General features: G+C 49.5%; 16 protein-coding genes. 7 read left to right on the plus strand and 9 right to left on the minus strand.

Going from position 1 to position 18866, the window contains the following annotated elements:
- Positions 1-5: 5 nt before the first annotated feature.
- Both hrpA and BUC30_RS16145 read right to left on the minus strand, forming a co-directional pair.
- Positions 6-3947, minus strand: coding sequence for an ATP-dependent RNA helicase HrpA (gene hrpA, locus BUC30_RS11785; protein WP_073425047.1), 3942 nt, complete (start codon positions 3945-3947; stop codon positions 6-8).
- Between the two features lie 13 nt (positions 3948-3960).
- Complete coding sequence (locus tag BUC30_RS16145) at positions 3961-4101, minus strand: hypothetical protein (protein ID WP_012820363.1); 141 nt, start codon at positions 4099-4101, stop codon at positions 3961-3963.
- 61 nt (positions 4102-4162) lie between these two features.
- Here BUC30_RS16145 and BUC30_RS11790 point away from each other — a divergent pair, with 61 nt between their 5' ends.
- Together BUC30_RS11790 and BUC30_RS11795 are read left to right on the plus strand one after the other, a co-directional pair.
- Entirely contained in the window at positions 4163-4648 is a 486-nt protein-coding gene (locus BUC30_RS11790; RefSeq protein ID WP_073425048.1) for an acyl-CoA thioesterase, read from the plus strand.
- A gap of 138 nt (positions 4649-4786) precedes the next feature.
- On the plus strand, positions 4787-6121 hold the full coding sequence (locus BUC30_RS11795) for an MATE family efflux transporter (RefSeq protein ID WP_073425049.1): 1335 nt from the start codon (positions 4787-4789) through the stop codon (positions 6119-6121).
- A 55-nt stretch (positions 6122-6176) separates the two neighbouring features.
- Here the strand turns inward: BUC30_RS11795 and BUC30_RS11800 are convergent, their stop codons facing one another.
- Positions 6177-7160 (minus strand): Rpn family recombination-promoting nuclease/putative transposase, encoded by a 984-nt coding sequence (locus BUC30_RS11800; protein ID WP_083555826.1) that lies wholly within the window; start codon positions 7158-7160, stop codon positions 6177-6179.
- Positions 7161-7541: 381 nt separating this feature from the next.
- On the opposite strand from BUC30_RS11800, the gene dnaG reads away from it, so the two are divergent.
- The 4 genes from dnaG (at position 7542) to BUC30_RS11825 (ending at position 12489) form a co-directional block, all read left to right on the plus strand.
- The gene (gene dnaG, locus BUC30_RS11810) at positions 7542-9698 is read left to right on the plus strand and encodes a DNA primase (protein ID WP_073425052.1); all 2157 of its coding nucleotides are present in this window, start codon (positions 7542-7544) and stop codon (positions 9696-9698) included.
- Between the two features lie 31 nt (positions 9699-9729).
- Positions 9730-10479, plus strand: a complete 750-nt coding sequence (gene sufC / locus BUC30_RS11815; RefSeq protein WP_072826759.1) for a Fe-S cluster assembly ATPase SufC — start codon at positions 9730-9732, stop codon at positions 10477-10479.
- Positions 10480-10494: 15 nt separating this feature from the next.
- Complete coding sequence (locus BUC30_RS11820; protein WP_073425053.1) at positions 10495-11556, plus strand: SufB/SufD family protein; 1062 nt, start codon at positions 10495-10497, stop codon at positions 11554-11556.
- A 99-nt stretch (positions 11557-11655) separates the two neighbouring features.
- On the plus strand, positions 11656-12489 hold the full coding sequence (locus BUC30_RS11825; RefSeq protein ID WP_073425054.1) for a hypothetical protein: 834 nt from the start codon (positions 11656-11658) through the stop codon (positions 12487-12489).
- 562 nt (positions 12490-13051) lie between these two features.
- On the opposite strand, the gene BUC30_RS16460 is transcribed toward BUC30_RS11825, so the two are convergent.
- From BUC30_RS16460 to BUC30_RS11835, 3 genes are all read right to left on the minus strand, one after another.
- Positions 13052-13180, minus strand: coding sequence for a hypothetical protein (locus BUC30_RS16460; RefSeq protein WP_012820371.1), 129 nt, complete (start codon positions 13178-13180; stop codon positions 13052-13054).
- A 161-nt stretch (positions 13181-13341) separates the two neighbouring features.
- Positions 13342-15246 (minus strand): SulP family inorganic anion transporter, encoded by a 1905-nt coding sequence (sulP, locus tag BUC30_RS11830; protein ID WP_073425055.1) that lies wholly within the window; start codon positions 15244-15246, stop codon positions 13342-13344.
- 211 nt (positions 15247-15457) lie between these two features.
- Entirely contained in the window at positions 15458-16387 is a 930-nt protein-coding gene (locus tag BUC30_RS11835; RefSeq protein ID WP_073425056.1) for an Rpn family recombination-promoting nuclease/putative transposase, read from the minus strand.
- A gap of 193 nt (positions 16388-16580) precedes the next feature.
- Between BUC30_RS11835 and BUC30_RS11840 the strand changes: the two genes are divergently transcribed.
- Positions 16581-17219 carry a hypothetical protein gene (locus BUC30_RS11840; protein WP_073425057.1) on the plus strand — a complete coding sequence of 213 codons (639 nt, stop codon included), beginning with the start codon at positions 16581-16583 and terminating at the stop codon, positions 17217-17219.
- A gap of 66 nt (positions 17220-17285) precedes the next feature.
- Here BUC30_RS11840 and BUC30_RS11845 read toward each other — a convergent pair whose 3' ends face one another.
- From BUC30_RS11845 to BUC30_RS11855, 3 genes are read right to left on the minus strand one after another with little or no spacing between them, the layout of a single operon-like run.
- The gene (locus BUC30_RS11845; RefSeq protein ID WP_073425058.1) at positions 17286-17627 is read right to left on the minus strand and encodes a hypothetical protein; all 342 of its coding nucleotides are present in this window, start codon (positions 17625-17627) and stop codon (positions 17286-17288) included.
- A gap of 2 nt (positions 17628-17629) precedes the next feature.
- Positions 17630-18220: a hypothetical protein gene (locus BUC30_RS11850; protein WP_073425059.1), complete on the minus strand. Its 591-nt coding sequence runs from the start codon at positions 18218-18220 to the stop codon at positions 17630-17632.
- A gap of 9 nt (positions 18221-18229) precedes the next feature.
- Positions 18230-18778, minus strand: coding sequence for a sulfurtransferase TusA family protein (locus BUC30_RS11855; RefSeq protein ID WP_073425060.1), 549 nt, complete (start codon positions 18776-18778; stop codon positions 18230-18232).
- Between the last annotated feature and the right edge of the window lie 88 nt (positions 18779-18866).

Consider the following 18866-nt stretch of genomic DNA (forward strand, 5'->3'; position numbering starts at 1 on the left):
AGTACTTAAAGCCTTCCAAAACGACCTTTCAACCTTGCTAAAGCGTCTTCTTCTACGATATCTTCGGCGTCACCCCCCTTGCGCTTGTACTTGAGGATTTCAAAATCTTCGAGCAAAGCCTTCGCCTGCAAGTAAAGTTCGGCAAATTCCGGGTCATCTGTTGGCGTACGGTCGATTTTTCCGAGGAGTTCACGGGCATTTTTCAGTTCGTGATCCTTGAGGTAACGCGCCTTGAGGTACGAGCGGAAATACTCGCGGAGGGTATTGGCCGAAAGTTCCGTGTTTTCGCGGGACACGAATTCGCGAGATGCGCTAGAATTGTGAGATGCGCCAAACGGAAGTTCTATGTTGAAAAGTTCCGCAAGAACACGCAGGCGTTCAAACAAAGTAAGTTCTTTTTGGTACGCCGTATGGATCGCAATTATGGTTTTATTTTTTACGGTTGACTTACCGCACCCATTGCGCATTTCCACGCTGAAATCTTTAAGCAAATTCCAGTTCTTTACAAAAGCTTCGGCACTGATAAGGCCCGATTCATATGTCGCACGAACGAGCGAGAGGCGGATTTCTTCATCTTCGCTGCGAGTGTTTGCAGCAAGGCTCTTGAAGTCACGAATCTTTTTGCCGCGCGAAAATTCAAGCCCTGTAAAACGCACACAACGAGTCGCATCAAGACTATCGGCTGCAAGCGATTTAGCCACCCAAATTTTGAGAGCCGTTTCAAAGTTGTCCGCAAAGACACCACCCATTTCGAGCAAGTTCAAGCGGTCGGCAATGAGCTGTTTTTTCTCTTCCGTGAGTGAAGTCTTTTGCTGCGCGGGATGCGCCGCAGTTTCGGAACGCGCGCCTTCCACACGCTTGCGGAAAGCTTGCCAAAAGCGCGATTCATCGGACATCATCAACGCCGACTGCCCAAGACGCCAACCAAAACGCATCCCTTCAAGCGGGAAGTCAATGCCAAACGTCACCAACGCCGGGCGGACCGCCAAGAACATGCGGTAAGAGCCCCATTCAGGCGACACTTCGATTTTGTATGGCTCCGGGAAGCCCGGCTTCGAGACAACCAAATGCAAACGCAAATGATTTTCTTTGTCGGGATTCACCGTCGGAACGTCGATGCTAGCGCCGTTTGCACCCGAGCGGATTTCCTTTGTATTCGAAAGGACTTCGTAAAGCAACAAAAGCGGAGCTTTATGCGGGAAGTTGTCGAGCGCCGCAAAGAATTCATCGTCAATCGCGGTGCGTTTGGCTTCGAGCAATTTCTTGACGCTCTTGGGCATTTCGCGAATCACGGATTCAATCATCCATTCGCGCCATTGCTGGATGCTCATCGCAAATTTTGCCGGCGAAATTTCAGTCAGTAAGTCATAAGGCAACGAGAGCGTAATGCCATCGCAATCGCGAGTGGCATCAAAGACCATTTCGCCTGTGACAACGCGCTCACCAATGCGGAAATGTTCAATGGAACCGCCTAGAGTAGGTGCTGGAGCCGCATCCTTAGACTTGACTTGTGCAGGGCTCGGAATGACAATGCGATTGACACCTTTTTCATCACTTGTCCAAGAGGTTCCACTCGTGCCGCCATCCAACTGATCCAGCCAATACTTTTCATCAAATTTGAGGAACTGGTCGGTGTGCTCGTAGATGTAGCTTTTGAGCGTCTTGATGGAATTGACGTTCCCCGCAATTCGCGTGTAATATTCCACAAGCGCATCTTCGCTCGGAGCAAGCCCGAACTGGCGTTTACGAGCTTCGAGAGCATGGAGATTTTCGACGACGCGGTCGTTGTGCTTCATGAAATCGAAAGGCCTTGCCACCTCGCCCATCACCACGGCTTCGCGCCAGAAAATCTGGGCGCAGTCTTCGGGATTCACGCGGGCGTAATCTACGCGATGGCCACGGCTAATCACAAGCCCTCTAAAGCTTACTTCTTCGACAGCTTCCACAAAGCCGCGTTCCTTATTCCACGTGGGTTCAAACCAGCGACGAGTGCAGAACGGTTCTGCAACTTGCAAAATCCATTCCGGCTTGATTTCGGCAGCCTTCGTGAGGAACGTGCGGCTCGTTTCGCGCACTTCGGCACTGAAAAGCCATTCCACGCTCTTGGCGTACAAATCGCTGCCCGGGAACACATGCGTTTCACGACCGCTCACCAAGCGGTAACAGCCGTTTTCAATATCGCGATGCGCAATCCCGCCCAAGAATCCGGAAAGGAGCGCAATGTGCAAATTGTCGCGATGGAACGAATCGAACGGACAAACTTTATTTTCAAATTTCACTTCGAGAATGCGACTGAACTGTTCGTACAAATCCACCCATTCACGCAAGCGCAAAAAGTGCATGCTGTTCTTGTCGCAGAACTTGCGGAGTTTATTCCAAGTTTTTCCGTCCCAATCCATGCAGAACGCATTCCACATTGAAACATAAACGAGGAAATCGCTCTTGTGACCGCAGAATTTTCGATGCAGCTGACGGATGCGGGTGCGTTCCGGCTCATCGTTCGGCACCACACGCGGGTCCTGAATGCTAAGCGCCGAGCACACGATAAGCGCCGGCTGCAAAACGCCCAAATCACGAGCGCGCAAAAGCACTGCCGAAAGCGACACGTCCATCGGGAGGCGCGTCATATCGCGGCCAAGCTTGGTCACATGACCGCTAGAATTGTCAGCCGTGAGTGCGCCAAGTTCAAACAACGTCTTGTAAGCGCCACGGAATGCCGAATGCGGAGGCGACTGCAAGAACGGGAAGTTTTCGAGTTCCAGCCCGAGACTGCGCAACTGCAAAACGACATTTGCCAAATTGCTACGGCGAATTTCTGGCTCCGTGAATTCATCGCGCTTTTCGAAATTCTCGGGAGAGTAAAGGCGAATGCACACGCCGGGCTTCACGCGCCCCGCGCGTCCAGTGCGCTGCCGCGCGCTGGCCTTCGAAATTTCTTCGACGGGAAGCCCCTGGATTCTCGCCTGCGCATTGTAGCGCGAGATTCGAGCCATACCCGTATCGACAACGTAAGCAATTCCCGGAATCGTCAAGGAAGTTTCAGCAATGTTCGTCGCCAAGACCACTCGCGTCTTGCCCGTGTGCTTGAAAATGCGGCGCTGCTCATCAGGACTCATGCGTCCGTAAAGCGGGAGCACGTCAAAAGTTGCAGCATCTAGTTCGTGCGCAAGTTCGCCTGCTAAATCCTGAATGTCACGTTCCGTCGGCAAAAAGCAAAGCAAGTGATCGCGATGGCGAGTTTCCAAATCGAGAATCGCATCACGCGCTTCTTCAATCAGCCCTGAATCGCCCTTGCCCGAGATGTCACGGAGTGCGCTTGCCGAACCATAGTCCGAAAAATAATACTCCACATCAACAGGGTACGTGCGGCCTTCAGCCTCCATCACGCAACTGTTGTCATAAAATTCTTCAAAAAGTTTTGCGTCAAGCGTTGCCGATGCAACAATAAACTTGAAATCTGGACGACGAGAAAGTACCGTCTTGAAAATGCCAAGCAAGATATCGATGTTCAACGAGCGTTCATGCGCTTCGTCAATCATGATGGCATTGTATTGCCGGAACAAGCGATCCTTGCGAAACTCCTGCAACAAGATACCGTCCGTCATCACTTTGATGGGGGCTTCATTTGTACCTTGTTCCCAAAAACGAATTTTCGTCGAGACAAGTTCTTCGTCCTTGAGTTCTTCGCGCAAGCGGTCCGCAATGGAAATCGCCGCTAAACGGCGAGGTTCGGTAACGCCAATCTTAAACTTGACTGGATCCTTCGACTCCGGGCTGCGCCCAATAAACCACTCCAACAAAAACTTCGGTAATTGCGTGGATTTGCCGGAACCGGTATCAGCCTTGACGATGATAACTTGATGTTTTTCTAAAAGCTCAAAAAACTCCTCCCGATGTTCAACAACGGGAAGCTCCGGGTACTCAATTTTCAAGTCGGTTAATTGCATTACGAGATAACAATTACTCTTTAATATGCCCGCACTTATCGCAGGTGAGTTTATAGCTGTTATCGGGGTCTACGACCATCACGCCGTCACATTCCGGCACTTCGCACGGGAGTTCGCCCGGCATCACTTCTCTATAAGTCTTTTTTTCTTCCATAATAACCTGAATATAGAAATTCAAGACCCTGCTCGCCCACGACAATATTTATTTTTCGGATATGGAAAACGCAAAGACAGTCAAGCAATCTCAAGTCGAAACCCGCGACATCGTTCACCCCTCCGACGTCAACGCCTACAATTTTGTATTCGGCGGACACCTGACATCGCTTCTCGACAAGGCAGCCTGCATTGCCGCCTGCACTCATTCCAGACGCAAAGTCACAACGGTCTCGATCGACAACGTGCGCTTTTTCAAACCCGCTACTGTCGGAACCATTCTCACAATCAAGGCATCCGTAAACCGCGCCTTCAACACCTCCATGGAAATCGGAGTGAAGGTCTTGGGAATCGACCCACAAGTATCCTGGCAGCCCGAAGTCATCTGCCACGCTTATATGACATTTGTCGCCTTGGACGAAAACGGAAGACCGACCCCGATACCCTCGATTATTCCCGAAACTGAAGACGAAATCCGCCGCTACGAAGAAGCCGGCATCCGCCGCGAAGCCAAGAAAAAACTGGCAGCATCTCTAGAAAACAAATAAACTCTCTCTCGTTCCGGAACAAGTCCGGGATGACAAAAGAATTTTATTCTCTCGTCTAAAAAACACTGGATACACTTGAAAACATTTTCATCAAAAAGGCCCTTTGACGGGGCCTTTGTTGTTTCTAGATTTTTACACATGAAACAGATCGACGTCAAAGACCGTTCGCTCATCAGCCTTTCGTGGCCGCTAATCCTCACATTTGCCGTGAGCATGATCCAGCCCATGATGGACAGCTGGTTTTTGTCGCGCACTTCCGAAACCGCAGCCGCAGGTGTCGGCGCCATGCTCCCGATTCTCGGGGCGCTTTTCACCGCGCTCCACGCATTCTCGCAATCGGGCGCAAGCATCGTTTCGCAGTACATCGGCGCAAAGCAGAACAGCCACGCAAGCAGCACACAGACGATGGTCCTCTTCGGGAGCATTCTTCTCGGCATCGCACTCACGCTCATCATTTATCCGCTTTCCGGGAACATTCCGCATTGGATGGGGCTCACCGAAGAACCAGCTGTATTCGCCACGCAATTTTTAAGCGTTGTTTCGTTTGGGTTCGCCTTCCGCGCCTTGCAAACTATTTTGACCGCTCTCATCGCGACGCACGGCCTAACCATTTGGAACTTTGTCGGTAACACGCTCACGATTGCCACAAACGCAGCCTTGAATGTCGTATTCCTCGAAGGACTTTTCGGACTCCCGAAAATGGGCGTTCACGGAGTTGCCCTCGCTACCGCACTTTCCTGGCTCATTTCATCGGGCATTCTTTGGCTTGTGCTCAAATTCAAAGTGCACCACCACAGCAAAATTCGCGACTGGAAACGCACCCGCGTTCTTTTGCCCGACTGGATCCGCATCGGCCTCCCCGCCGCCGCAGAACCCATCAGCTTCCAGCTATTCCAAGTGTTCATTACCGCGATGGTCGTCTACATCGGCACAACAGCAATGACCGCCCGCGTGTTCGCCGGTAACTTTGCCGCGCTTTCCGTCATTCTCGGAGTCGGCCTTGGCAGCGGTAACCAAATTCTCGTGGCGCACCTCGTCGGTGCTCATGACTACACCAAAGCAAACCGCCGCGTTCACCAGACTCTCGCCGTGGGCATCACTAGCGGTTTCTTGCTATCTGTCGCAGTAGCCCTCCTCGGCGAACACCTGCTCAGGCTCTACACCGACAATCCCGAAGTTCTCCGTCTCGGCAAAATCTGCCTCTGGTGCGACGTCGCCGTGCAACCCTTCAAAGCCGTAAACTTTATCGTCACCACATCGCTCCGCGCCGCAGGCGATTCCAAATTTCCGGCACTCGTCGGTAGCGGCATGATGTGGACACTCGGCCTTGCCACCTCGCTTATCCTTGCATTTGTCGTTGGGCTTGGGCTCCCCGGCCTTTGGCTTGGCATGGCTGCAGACGAATTCTACCGTTCGTTCGCAAACATTTGGCGCTGGCGTAGCGGCCGCTGGAAAAGCAAAGCGGTGGTTTAGAAAGCAAAAAGTCCGGCATGAAAGCCGGACTTTTTAACTAAAGAGCTTTAGCAATTTACGATTGGCCGAGAGAAGCCTTAATGGCAAGAACATCTGCTTCAGAAAGCTCCGTGAATTCAGTAATTTCTTCGATGGGCTTCTTTTTCAACAGCATTTTCTTCGCAATTTCGCGATTTCTTTGATTGCGACCCTGTTCAAGACCCTGTTCAAGACCTTGTTCGAGACCTTGCTGCAAGCCGCTATCAATAGCCGCTTTATGGATTGCGTATTCATCCCACTTGGCTTTCTGAGCTTCGTCGATCATTTTCTGTTCCTCTTTCGATAATTTAGCCAATTTCGCTGTCGAAAACAAGAGCTCGAACACCGTATTCGCGTACTGCTTGGGCATCTGCGTCATATTTTTCATGTTCTTAAGAGCATAAAGCGCCTTGTCGAGCGTCGTTTCAAGTTCGTCCAAAGGCTTGTTGAACTTCGGAAGCTCCACAAACGCAAAATTGAGCGTATCACTAATGCAAGACCCATTGATTTCGCGAAGCTTTGCCCGACGAATGTAGCGGTCATCGGCAAACACATTAAATTCCATGAACACAACTGTAACAACAGGGTTCAATTCGTAATTGTACTTTTTGCCGCGTTGTCCCTGAGCAACGACCGTCTGCGAAGCATAATAAATCGAACGATTGACAATGTTTTTCTGAAAAAGGATCTGCACTTCGATGATGAATCTCCGCTGAGCCGAATCGATGCAGTGCAAGTCGAAGATGGAAGTCCGATTTTCATTCGAACCGTCGCTGTATTCCTTGTTACGAGACTGCACATCCACAATCGGCGATGCAATTTCACCTTCAAGTACGGCATTCAAAAGCGCAATCAGGCAAACCTTATTTTGCGAATCGGGATTAAAAGCCTTTTTGAAAGTTCTGTCGAGAAGAAGATCCGCGAAAACGCCCGCGCCTTTGTATTCTTCGAAAGTTTTAACTTCGCCAATCATTTCACCATGGCTATTTTTTGTTTCAGCCACATTACTATTGTTTTCCATATTTTTCCGGTGTTAAAACACCCGATAATGTCGGGGCCATAGACAGAAAATTGCTCCCTATCCATTATATTAACACGCTTTTTTGGGAAAAATGTTTCGCTATTTTTTGAAATGAAATGAAATTTTACAATTGCCACTGAGATAAGCAATAAGTCCAACAAGAATACCAAACAATTTTCCTATTAGCCAACAACAATCAACTAGAACCATTATTTAAGTACAAATTAAATTTGCTTAAATAAAATCTTAATAGACAAAAACTATAAATGGCAATATAATAAGAAAATTTCCACATCAGCAAGCGATTTCAAAAACCAAAGCAAAGCGCACCAAAGGCATGTAGCGACTTTTCCGCGCCCCAAAAATTTCTACATTTGGCGCATGCCGTTCTACTCCGACGAAATCATCCAAGAACTCAAGAACCAGGCGGATATCGCGCTGGTCATTCAGCAGTTCTTGCCGCTCAAAAAAAGCGGGGTCAACAAATACGTCGGCGTGTGCCCATTCCACGATGACCACTCCCCATCCATGTCGGTAAATTCCACGCTGGGCATTTACAAGTGCTTTGCATGCGGTGCGGGTGGCGATGTTTTCAAGTTCATCCAAGAACACGAGAAACTCGACTTCAAGGGCGCTGTAGAATGGGTCGCAAACTTTGTGGGTTTTGCACTTCCGAACCTCGGCAACAACGTCAATACCGAAGTGCTCGAAGAACGCACTATGGTCCGCAAGCTGAACGAGCTCGCCTGCGAATGGTTCGAACAGCAGCTCACGCTAAGCCCAAAGGCTTTGGAGTATTTGAACAAGCGACGAGTTTCGCCCGAAACTCGCAAGCAGTTCCACATCGGTTATGCACCAACGGGGCGCGAAGGGTTAATCGGCTACGCCGCACGCAACGGTTTTTCGCCACGCGATTGCGTCAAGGCAGGGCTAGCCGTTGAAAAAGAAAACGGCGGTATCGCAGACAAGTTCCGCGATCGCTTGATGATAGCCATCCAGAATCTCTCGGGAGTCGTTGTCGCCTTTGGCGGTCGAGACTTGAGCGACCCTGCATCGCACAACGGAATAAAGCTTGCCAAGTACATGAACAGCCCGGAAACCGCCCTTTACAGCAAGCGCGATATTCTATTCGGTTTAAACCACAGCCGAAACGCCATCATGAAGGAGAATGCGGTCATTATCGTCGAAGGATATTTTGACCTCATCAGCCTTTACCAAAGCGGAGTGCAGAACGTCGTAGCCGCATCGGGTACGGCACTCACCGAGAATCACGCAAGCATTCTCGCCCGCTACGCAAAGACCGCGTACCTTGTATTTGACGGAGACGCCGCCGGGCAAAATGCCACGCGCCGCAGTCTCGAAATCGTGCTGCCCAAGGGTCTTTCGCCAAAAGTCTTTGCGCTTTCGCGACCGGACGGCACCAAGATTGACCCGGACAACTTCGTGAACGAACAAGGCCCGGACGCTTTCAGGAGAGCGCTCCGCACCGCCGAAGACTGGCTCAGCTATCTTGGGCGTACAATGCCGAACAACAGCCCCGAAGACCGAGCCGCATTCATCACGCAAGCAAAGACGCTTATCAAGAGCATCGAGAATCCGGAACTCCGCAACCAGTATTTGAAGCTTGTTTCCGAGCGTTACAGCACCACGCGTTCGCTCGCAGGAATCAAGGTCGCACACCCGAAACGCGAAAAAGCGCCCACTGCCGAACAGCCCGCCGCACCGCAAGTAAGCGTTCCGTGGGAACTGCTCTCGCCGATTGAAGTACGATTTGCAAATTTGCTTTATCGCAACCCCACGCTTCTCGACCGCGCCGCAGAATATTTCGACATGGACTTTGCCGCAAGCGGAATCCAGATTTTTGATTCTCCGCTCATCGATGAATTTATCCAGTCCATTCTCGCGCAATATGCAGAAACGGGCACATTCTCGCCGAGAACCTTGTACGAATCGCTTTCGCCGCAGTTGCAGCTTTTCTTGGAGCAACTCCCCGACGAGACGTGGAAAACGCCGAACGAGATTCTGGAATTTTACGACACGCTTGCCGTGCTCACACTCAACCTGTGTGACCGCTACAAAAAGCTCATCCCGCTTGATTCCGAAGCAGGCATGCGTCTCCGTATGCAGTTGAACAAGTTCACGCAGGGCATTCAAATTGTCGCCAAGAAGCGCAAGATTTCGGCCATTACGCCGGATGTTTTTGCCGAGCAGATAATCCAGAGCAAAACACCGCTCATCGAGCTTTACACATCAATTAACGATTTGTCGTCGGGCGTTGCGCAATCCACTACCGCGCAGTTCTCGCAGCAGGTCCCCGCACCACCCCCGGTGCAACTAAATTCGCCGCAGTCCGCAATTCCGCAAGCAGAAATGCCCCCGGAGATGGAAGCCCCGCCTCCATTCGATAATGGCGAGCAATTCGCATCGAGCGAACCTCCCGAAGAAGCACCTTACGATCCGAACGAAGAGCCTTACGTCCCTGATGATGAGCCCTACGTTCCCGACGATGACTTTGGAGCCATGGACGATTTCGGCTAGGCCCACAAGATTTTAAAATTAAAGAGGAAATATGTTATCCATCAAGAACCTTAAAGCAAGTATCGAAGACGGCACCCAAATCCTGAAAGGGATCAATCTTGAGGTCAAGCCGGGAGAAGTCCACGCCATCATGGGCCCGAACGGCTCCGGCAAAAGTACGCTCTCCAAAGTGATTGCAGGCCACCCCGCCTACCATGTCGATGGCGGCTCCGTAGAACTCGACGGCAAGAACTTGCTCGAAATGGAAATCAACGAACGCGCCAACTCCGGCCTCTTTATCAGTACGCAGTACCCGACCGAAATCCCGGGCGTGAACAACGTCGAATTTTTGAAGATGGCGCTCAACAGCAAGCGCGCCTTCCTCGGCCAGCCCGAAATGAGCGATGAAGACTTCAAGAAACTCTGCGAAGAAAAGATGAACTTGCTCGAAATGGACGAACGCTATCGTGAACGCGGCGTGAACGACGGCATGAGCGGTGGCGAAAAGAAGCGTAACGAAATCCTCCAGATGGCGATTCTCGACCCGAAGGTAAGCTTCCTCGACGAAACAGACTCCGGCCTCGATATTGACGCACTCCGCATTGTTGCAAACGGCATCAATCACATCATGTCGCCCGAAAAGGCGGTGATTCTTGTGACGCATTACCAGCGCTTGCTGGACTACATCAAGCCCACTTACGTTCATGTGCTCCGTCACGGCAAAATCATCTTGAGCGGTGGCCCGGAACTGGCCCTCAAGCTCGAAGATCAAGGCTACGACTGGATTGAAGAAGCCAAGTAAAGTCGAGGACGCATAATGAACGCTGAATTTATACAGAACTTGCCCACCGCAGAACAAGCGATAGCGCGCCTGCGTGAGCTCGGCATGCCCAAGCGCAATAACGAACTTTGGTCGTTCTTCCCGGTTGCCAAAATCCCGACACCGGAATTCATGGGCACGGATTTTGCAGCAGCCCCAACGACTTCCCCGGCAGCAAACGAGACCGCCGCGCAGTCCCCAACCACCCAGGAATCCGACTTCGCCGCCCTCCTCCCGATTGCAAACAACGCCCGCCCCATGGTTCGCGAAATCGTGCCAGGCGCTGCCGAAATGGCGATGCTCAAGTGCAACAACGACTTTGGTCACACAGTTCTTGACATCGGCAAAGGCGCCAAGGTGAGCCTCGAAATTCTCGACAACAAGGTCACGCACGACATTGCCGCCGAACGTTTTGATATCAACGTTGGCGAAGATGCAGACGTCGAAATTTTCTTTGCCAACCCAGCTTGCGATTTGCCGCTCCGCTTTAGGCACTTCAACATCAACCAGGCCGCAGGCGCCAATGTCCGCTTTTCGAGCATCTGCAAGGACACTGCGATTGGCCGCGTGAGCGTCGAATGCCACCTCAAGGGCGAAGGCGCCAACTTTGATTACCGCAGCCTCCACGTTCTCGAAGGCGAAGCCTCGCAGCACAGCCGCCTCACGATTTACCACGAAGCACCGCGCACCACAAGCACTCAGCTTGCCCGCAACTTGCTTTCTGGTTCTGCACGCGTGAGCTACGACGGAAGTGTCATCGTCGGTTACGACTGCACAGGCGTCAACTCGAGCCAGCTCGTGAATACAATCCTCTTGAGCGAAGATGCTAGCGTCTCCGTGAAGCCCGTCCTCAAGATTTATCACGATGACGTGGAATGCACGCACGGCAACACCGTCGGCGAACTCGATGCAGAACAGATGTTCTACCTCGTGAGCCGCGGCATCCCTAAAAAGGCAGCCCAGGAAATGCTTATGCGTTCGTTCGCACAAGAGACATTCCTGCCGCTCCCCGACAGCCCCGCGAAAAAACGACTGATGGCGGAACTAGGGGTTAGGTAATAGGTTTCAGGGATTAGGAACACATTACATCACATTCAAAAGGCGGCTTCGGTCGCCTTATTTTATTTATGCAAATAAGATTTTTGTATATTCTTCTATATGAAAAAACTTATCCTTATAATTACTTTGGGAGCACTAAACGCATTCGCTATCGATTGCCTACGCTCCACCTTTGACATTTTCGCCAAAGAATATCCAGCATCTAGTGAGCCTACAACAGCGATTTACAAGAACTTTTTTGTAGATAGCATTTACCTCCATTATGCGGACACAAGCCATAGCACAGAGTTCGACAACAACAAGTATTACTACACAGGCACTCATGTTGACAGTGCCAAGACTTACACCAAAGAACACGGCTCCAACAATTGGGAAATCAAAGTCCGAAGTCCAGAAGAGTTAACTCTTGAAGCCTATGGAGTCAAAACCACCATTACACAAGAGGGCGATTTCAAAAAGGTCCACCAAGAAGGCAAGGGCAATCCTCCAATCATTGAATACCTGATTTACGAAACAAAAGACTCCGTTTACTACATCGTATCTTATCTTTATGCGAGCGGGAATAAAGATTCCTACGAACACAGAGTTTACATTCGCAACGATACTTTATACACAACAGAAGAAGGACTAGGAGCCTTTATCGTTCGTGACTCAGCAAACGAAAGCAAGTGTTACGAATACGACGATTACCCCCAAAAAGAAATTCGCGCCACTTACGAATACGAAATGAGAGGCGACACGCTTACCGCCACCGAAAAGATTCTCGGGGGTTACCGAAGCACGTTCACCATATTCTTCGTCCCCAGTGAAAAATACTCCACAGCCATTATATCTGGCAAACGTCGCCCAAGACTGAATCCGGCAAAATCAAAGGACTTCGACCTGCTCGGCCGCCCCGCCAAGAACAAGCACATTTTTATAATCAAGCGCTAAAGAAAAATAATGGATCCCCGACGCTTCGCTTCGAGGATGACAAATTGGGACAAAAAAAATCCGTCGGAGAAATCTCCGGCGGATTTTTACATTGCTGTGAGAACTCTCATTACCTTTCATTCCCGAATCGCAGCCTCAGCTGCGACAGAACTCACGAGCAATGTACCCACACACCCCAAACATCCCAAACCAAACACCCTAACGCTTCCCCTTCTTCCAGCGTTGTCAGTGGGCTACCACCGACATCAATAAATGTATCCGATAATTCTGGGTTGCGCTAAAAATATTTTCAAAAGCAAAGTCCAAACAAGAAAGTTCCAAGTCGGAATAATGTTTTTTCAAAAACAAGATTTAACTGGATTGGGCTAAAGCCCCAACTCTTTGGCTCGGTTATAAAAATGAGCAAGCTCATTTTTGCAACACTCGCCTTTCGAGGTTGTCTTCCGCCTTCGGCGTCAGGATGACGAGTTGTTCGCTCAGGACGACGTTTAACGCTCTGGAAGACAAGCGGCAGGATGATAAATACAAAAAAAATCCCGCGAAAAGCGGGAAATTTAAGGTTTTACATGATGTTCACAAGGAACAATAGAGCGGAGCCACTAAAGGCAACCACAAAATTTACGACGAATTCCTCAAAAGCAGTGCGCTTCGGGTCCTCATCCGTGTATTGATTTTCTTCCCAGTATCCCATTCTCATCTCGTAAACCGTAGGATTCTCCTACGAAGCTTAATTTAACTTTTTTTTTCAAAAATCAAAAGACTTTTTTAAAAAATTATTTACGATATTTCAGAAAATTTGAGCAAAGTCACCTGATAAATCCGTACAAAGTTTACGTATTTCGTACGGACTTATTACTTACGTTCTTCAATCTTCTTGATGGGTTCGTCCATCATGCGTTCGGCAATGACTTCCGGAGTTTCTTCAGCCACGGCGGCGTTCGATTCTTCCGGCATCCACGGCTTGTCGAGGCTCTTTTCCCAAGACACGGTCGGAGCCTTCTGTTCTTCCTGGGAGGCATCCACAATCGGGAGGCCAAGGAGTTCGCGGGCGCGGTTGAGGGCAGCATCAATGTTACCGAGAGCGTTTTCTTCGCCAAGCTGGGCAAGCACACCGGCACGGGTCAAAGCCACCACCGGCTGGGCATGCACACCACTCAAGAGGAGCTGCGTACCTTCGCTCTTGCAACGCTTGAGCAAGTCTTCAATCATGTTGATACCGGCGGCGTCAATACTAGAGACGCTACGCATGCGCAAAATCAAGATCTTCGGCTTTTCGGAAATGCGGTTCATCGTTTCCTTGAACTTGTCCACCGCACCAAAGAAGAGTGAACCGGCAAGTTCGTACACAAGCACGCCCTTCGGCACCTGGCGTCCGAGAGTATTGCGGGCAGCTTCGTCATCGTCATCCTTCAAGGCAGAAGAAACCGCTTCGACTTCGGCCACATCGCTCATACGCTTGATGAAGAGCACAGCAGCAAGGAGTACGCCCACTTCGATAGCGACCGTAAGGTCAATAATCACCGTGAGGAAGAAAGCCACAAGCATCACCGTCACATCGCTCTTCGGAGCCTTGAACATCTTGATAACGCTACGGTAACCGCACATATTGAAAGCGACCTGGAAAAGCACTGCAGCAAGGGCTGCCATCGGGATCATTTCGGCATACTTGCCAAGCACGAGCATGATGAGCAATAGAACGACAGCGTGAACAAGGCCAGAAATCGGGCTCACGGCACCGTTACGGATGTTCGTTGCGGTACGGGCAATTGCACCCGTTGCCGGAATACCGCCAAAAATCGGGCTCAAGATGTTAGCCACACCCTGGCCAAAAAGTTCCGTGTTGGAGCGGTGCTTTGTACTCGTCATACCGTCAGCCACCACAGCAGAAAGGAGCGATTCGATAGCGCCGAGCATAGCAATCGTAAGTGCCGGCTGGAACACCTTTTGCATCATTTCGAGGCTGATATTCGGGAGGTGCGGCACCGGGAATCCGCTCGGGATGTGGTTTTTCATGCCAATGGTCACCACGCCGTGACCGTTCACCGGATCATCCCAGCCAAGGACCTTCACCATCACCGTTGCAACGATAATCGCAATGAGGGAACCCGGAACCTTAGTAGTAATCTTCGGCCACAAGATGCAGACAGCGAGAGCGACAACACCCACAATCACAGAGTAGACGTTCATGGAACCGAAAGAAGAAACGTAAAGCTTGATTTTGCCCACGGCATCAGCCGGATCAGCGCCCGCAAACGTAAGTCCAAAGAAGTTCGGCACCTGACCAAGCGCAATGATAATAGCGATACCCGCCGTAAATCCGACCGTCACCGGATACGGGATGAACTTGATAATCGCACCGAACTTTGCAAGACCGAAAATAACGAGGAAAATACCCGCCAAAAGTGTCGCCGAGGCAAGTCCATCGTAACCGTACTGGCTTACAATGCCGTAGACAATCACGATGAATGCGCCCGTGGGGCCGCCAATCTGGAAGCGGGAACCGCCTAACAGCGAGATGATGAAGCCCGCGATAATGGCGGTGTAAAGGCCCTGTTCCGGACCCACGCCAGAAGCGATAGCAAACGCAATCGCCAACGGGAGAGCCAAAATGCCGACAATCAAGCCCGACATCAAGTCGCTAGTGAAATCCTTGCGAGTGTAGCCGCGCTTGAAGCTACGAACGATTTCCGGGGTGATTGTCGAAACGACGCCTGTCAAATACTGCTTGACGGATTCCTTGGCGTGAATATCAGACATTGAAGGTCTCCATATTAAATTCGAGACCCAAATTTAGGAATTTACCCCAATTTCGTTAAGGGGGGTAAGATTTTTTTATAAAATATATTTTACAGCGAGTCCTCGATTTTTTCCGTTTTTCCCTCTTTTTCGATAAAAAAACATCCGAGGTCTTTGATTGACCTCGGATTATTTTTACTGTCATTGGCTTTTTTAATGCCTAGAGCATTAATTACTTTTGATCGATTTCCGCTTTAATCGCTAAGACATCAGCTTCAGAAAGCTTTGAAACGCGTACGACCTTTTCTACAGAATCACCTTCAATAAGCAAATCTTTTGCCACTTCGCGAGCCTTTTGATTACGGCCTCGATCAAGGGCGGCCTTGTTGATTGCATATTCATCCCATTTGGCTTTCTGCGCTTCGTCAATCATTTTCTGTTCCTCTTTCGATAATTTAGCCAAAAACGCACTCGAAAACAAGAGCTCAAACGCCGTATTGGCATACAGCTTGGGCATCTGCGTCATGTTTTTCATGTTCTTAAGCGCGTAAAGCCCCCTGTCTAGCGTTGTTTCAAGCTGGTCCAGAGGTTTGTTGAACTTCGGGAGTTCCACAAATGCGAATGAAAGAACTTCGCTAACGCTAGCCCCATTGATTTCACGGAGCTTGGCTCGGCGGATGTAGCGGTCATCGACAAATACGTTGAATTCCATAAAAACTACTGTAACAACCGGCTTCAGCTCGTAATTGTACTTTTGTCCACGCTCGCCCTGCGCAATGACCGTCTGCGATGCGTAATAAATCGCTCGGTTGACAATGTTTTCTTGCATGAGGAGCTGCACTTCGATGATAAAGCGTCGTTGCGCCGAATCGATGCAGTACAAGTCAAAGACTGTTGTCCGGTTTTCGTTCGACCCGTCATTGAATTCCTTGTCACGGGACTGTACATCCACAATTGGCGATGATATTTCTCCTTCAAGCACAGCATTCAAGAGCGCAATCAGACAAACCTTATTCTTGGTATCAGGATTGAAGGCTTTCTTGAAAGTCCTGTCCGTAAGAAGGTCAGCAAAGACACCTGCTCCTTTGTATTCCTCATAAGTTCTAGCCTCGCTAATAGTTTTACCCCAATGGGCTACAGCAATGTTATTATTGTTTTCCATATTTTTCCGTTGTTAAATTCCCGATAATGTCGGGGCATAGACGAAAAATTGCTCCCCGTCCTTTATATTAACACGCTTTTGACGCCCGTTTGGCCCACATTTTTTGTGTAAAATTTTCGCAATTTATTATAATTTACCCAAAACACAAATTGAACATTTTGAACTTTATCTCAATTAAAAATACATTATATGTATGAAAAAAATTTCCTTTATACTCATTCTTATTGCTTTGGGCGAAGCTATGGCTCAGTCCTGCAAAATCAGCAGCACTCCCAAAGGAATGCAGATTCAGAATGAATTGCCTACCGAAAACACAGACATGCCCTCATTCCCTAATTTGGGCAACACCGTAGATATTTCAGGCATTGTCGCTGAAACGAATATTGACCTCAGTACGGATCCAATTTGCATGAAAGCAATTCCCGGTTGCAACGTTACCGTAAAAAACTCTCAAAGTGAATCCGCAAAAACAAGTCGCGGAGCTCGAGCAGTACTACACAATTTTAAAATTCATTCCGAAAAAGAAACCCTTATGTCAAAGGTCGCAGACTCAACATGGATTCTCTACCCAAGCGATCTTGAGTTAAATATCGGTGATACGCTTTACGTCAAAAACTACTCTGCATTATATTACAACGTATGGGACGAAAATACACATTGCGATTACGTACCCAAGCTTTCTGCAGTAGGCGAATACACCGTTATTCAGGGGAATCAGACGCAAACAATTCACCGATTGCGCACCGCAAAAGATTCAAAGTCAAAGACGTTCAATCGAGACGCTAGCGGGCGATTTTCGACAAGCAACAATTGTCATATAATCAAATATTAATGGATACGCCCGCCTTCGCGGACATATCCCTTTAAAGTTCAAAGCTCTAATTTCAGCTTGTTTTTACTACAGCAAACCCTTCTTTGCAGAGCGCATCAGGTTCTTGACTTGCTTTTTGTCCATCGCAGGCACGTTTGCGTCCTCGAAGCGCTTGGAACGCGGAGCACAATCTTCGCAGAGGTGCTTGACCACCGTCCCAAAACTTGCGGCTCCGTCGGACATGGACATTTCACGGGTGCGGTAAGAGCGCAGCAAGGCTTCCTTGTGGCACTTGTCGCAGATGCCCATCTTGGGGGCGGCAGGCTCGCGGGCGGTATTGCGCTTCTGCTTGTCCTTTTCGGAATCAATGGAGAACGCACGGCTCATGGCCGCATTTTTACTAGCAAAACGATTGTCAAAAAGACCCATAATTACATCTCCTTTAAATCTTCTACAAGTTTATCCTGCAAATATAGCGCTAAAAGCATGCAGCAAAGCGACGTGGCAGAGCCGTCTTCCATAAAGAGGGAGCGCCCGAATTTGCCGCGTTCCATCTGTTTTTCCTTGAACGTCTCGGCAAATTCAGCAAAATCGAGGAGTGTTACGCGCGGGGCGTTCGCCGCACAGACTTCGCGAATCATAGTATTTAAATATTCCACCTCGCTTACCGCAATCGGGAACATTTCCGGGGGAATCGTGAGCAAAAAAAGTCGCGACTGCGTCTTGTTCACGAGTTCATTCACGAGCGTTTCGTAAAGCGAGGCAATCGAGGCGCCATCGGTACCGCCGTGGTTCAGTTCACGCAACCCAAGCCCCATGATAATGCGGCCGGCATTTTTGCCTATGACATCGGAAGAAAGGCGCGCTTTGATTTGCGATAACGAGACCGCAACAGGCACATTTACGGAAAACTGTATAGGTCGGCTAGGTTCCCGGCACAGCACGGCTTCCACAAAACGGTTCGCCGCTTCGCCCTTTGGCCCAAATAATTCATCGCCTATAACTAATACTCTGTTTTCCACATAAACAATCTATACTTTAGAATCCGATTTGACCACCGAGATTTCCCAATAATTGCCTTTTTTTTCGCGTGAAAGCACTTTATGGCCGTCAGCAATGAGCGATCCGGGCACATTTTCGATCGGGGAACCCTCATCGAGCCAGATTTTGAGCGTTCGGCCTGCCGGATACCCGGACATGACGATTCGCGAACGGACGGAATTAAGGGGGCATTTTACGCCACGGAGGTCCAAAAGGGAGGGAATTTCGCCCTGGAGGGCGGCTGGCAACGGCAAAATTTTCGCTTTTTCACAGAAATCGGCAATTTCGTCGGTGTATTTTTCGGGATTTTCAGCCCATTCCCCCACCGGAAACTCCGGAAGACCGCAACATACTATTTTAGATAGAGCCTCTTCGGGGGTAAGGAGTGCCGATGTACCGCGACGGATCCATTCCACGCACGCATACATTAATAATTTACGTAAAGATTCTGTAAAACCTGCGGTTTCGCGGTTCGCATCTATCCAGCGAGCGATTGGAGATGTTAAATTTTTCTTGCGTTCATCTGCCATTTTTTGCATATTTCGCCATTGTAAAAAAGTCTAATCAAACCTATGTAAAAATACACTTTCCAAAGCAAAAAATGGGCCAAAATTCCTGAAAAATGTA

The organism is Fibrobacter sp. UWB7, assembly GCF_900142945.1.
In the GTDB taxonomy this organism is placed as follows: domain Bacteria; phylum Fibrobacterota; class Fibrobacteria; order Fibrobacterales; family Fibrobacteraceae; genus Fibrobacter.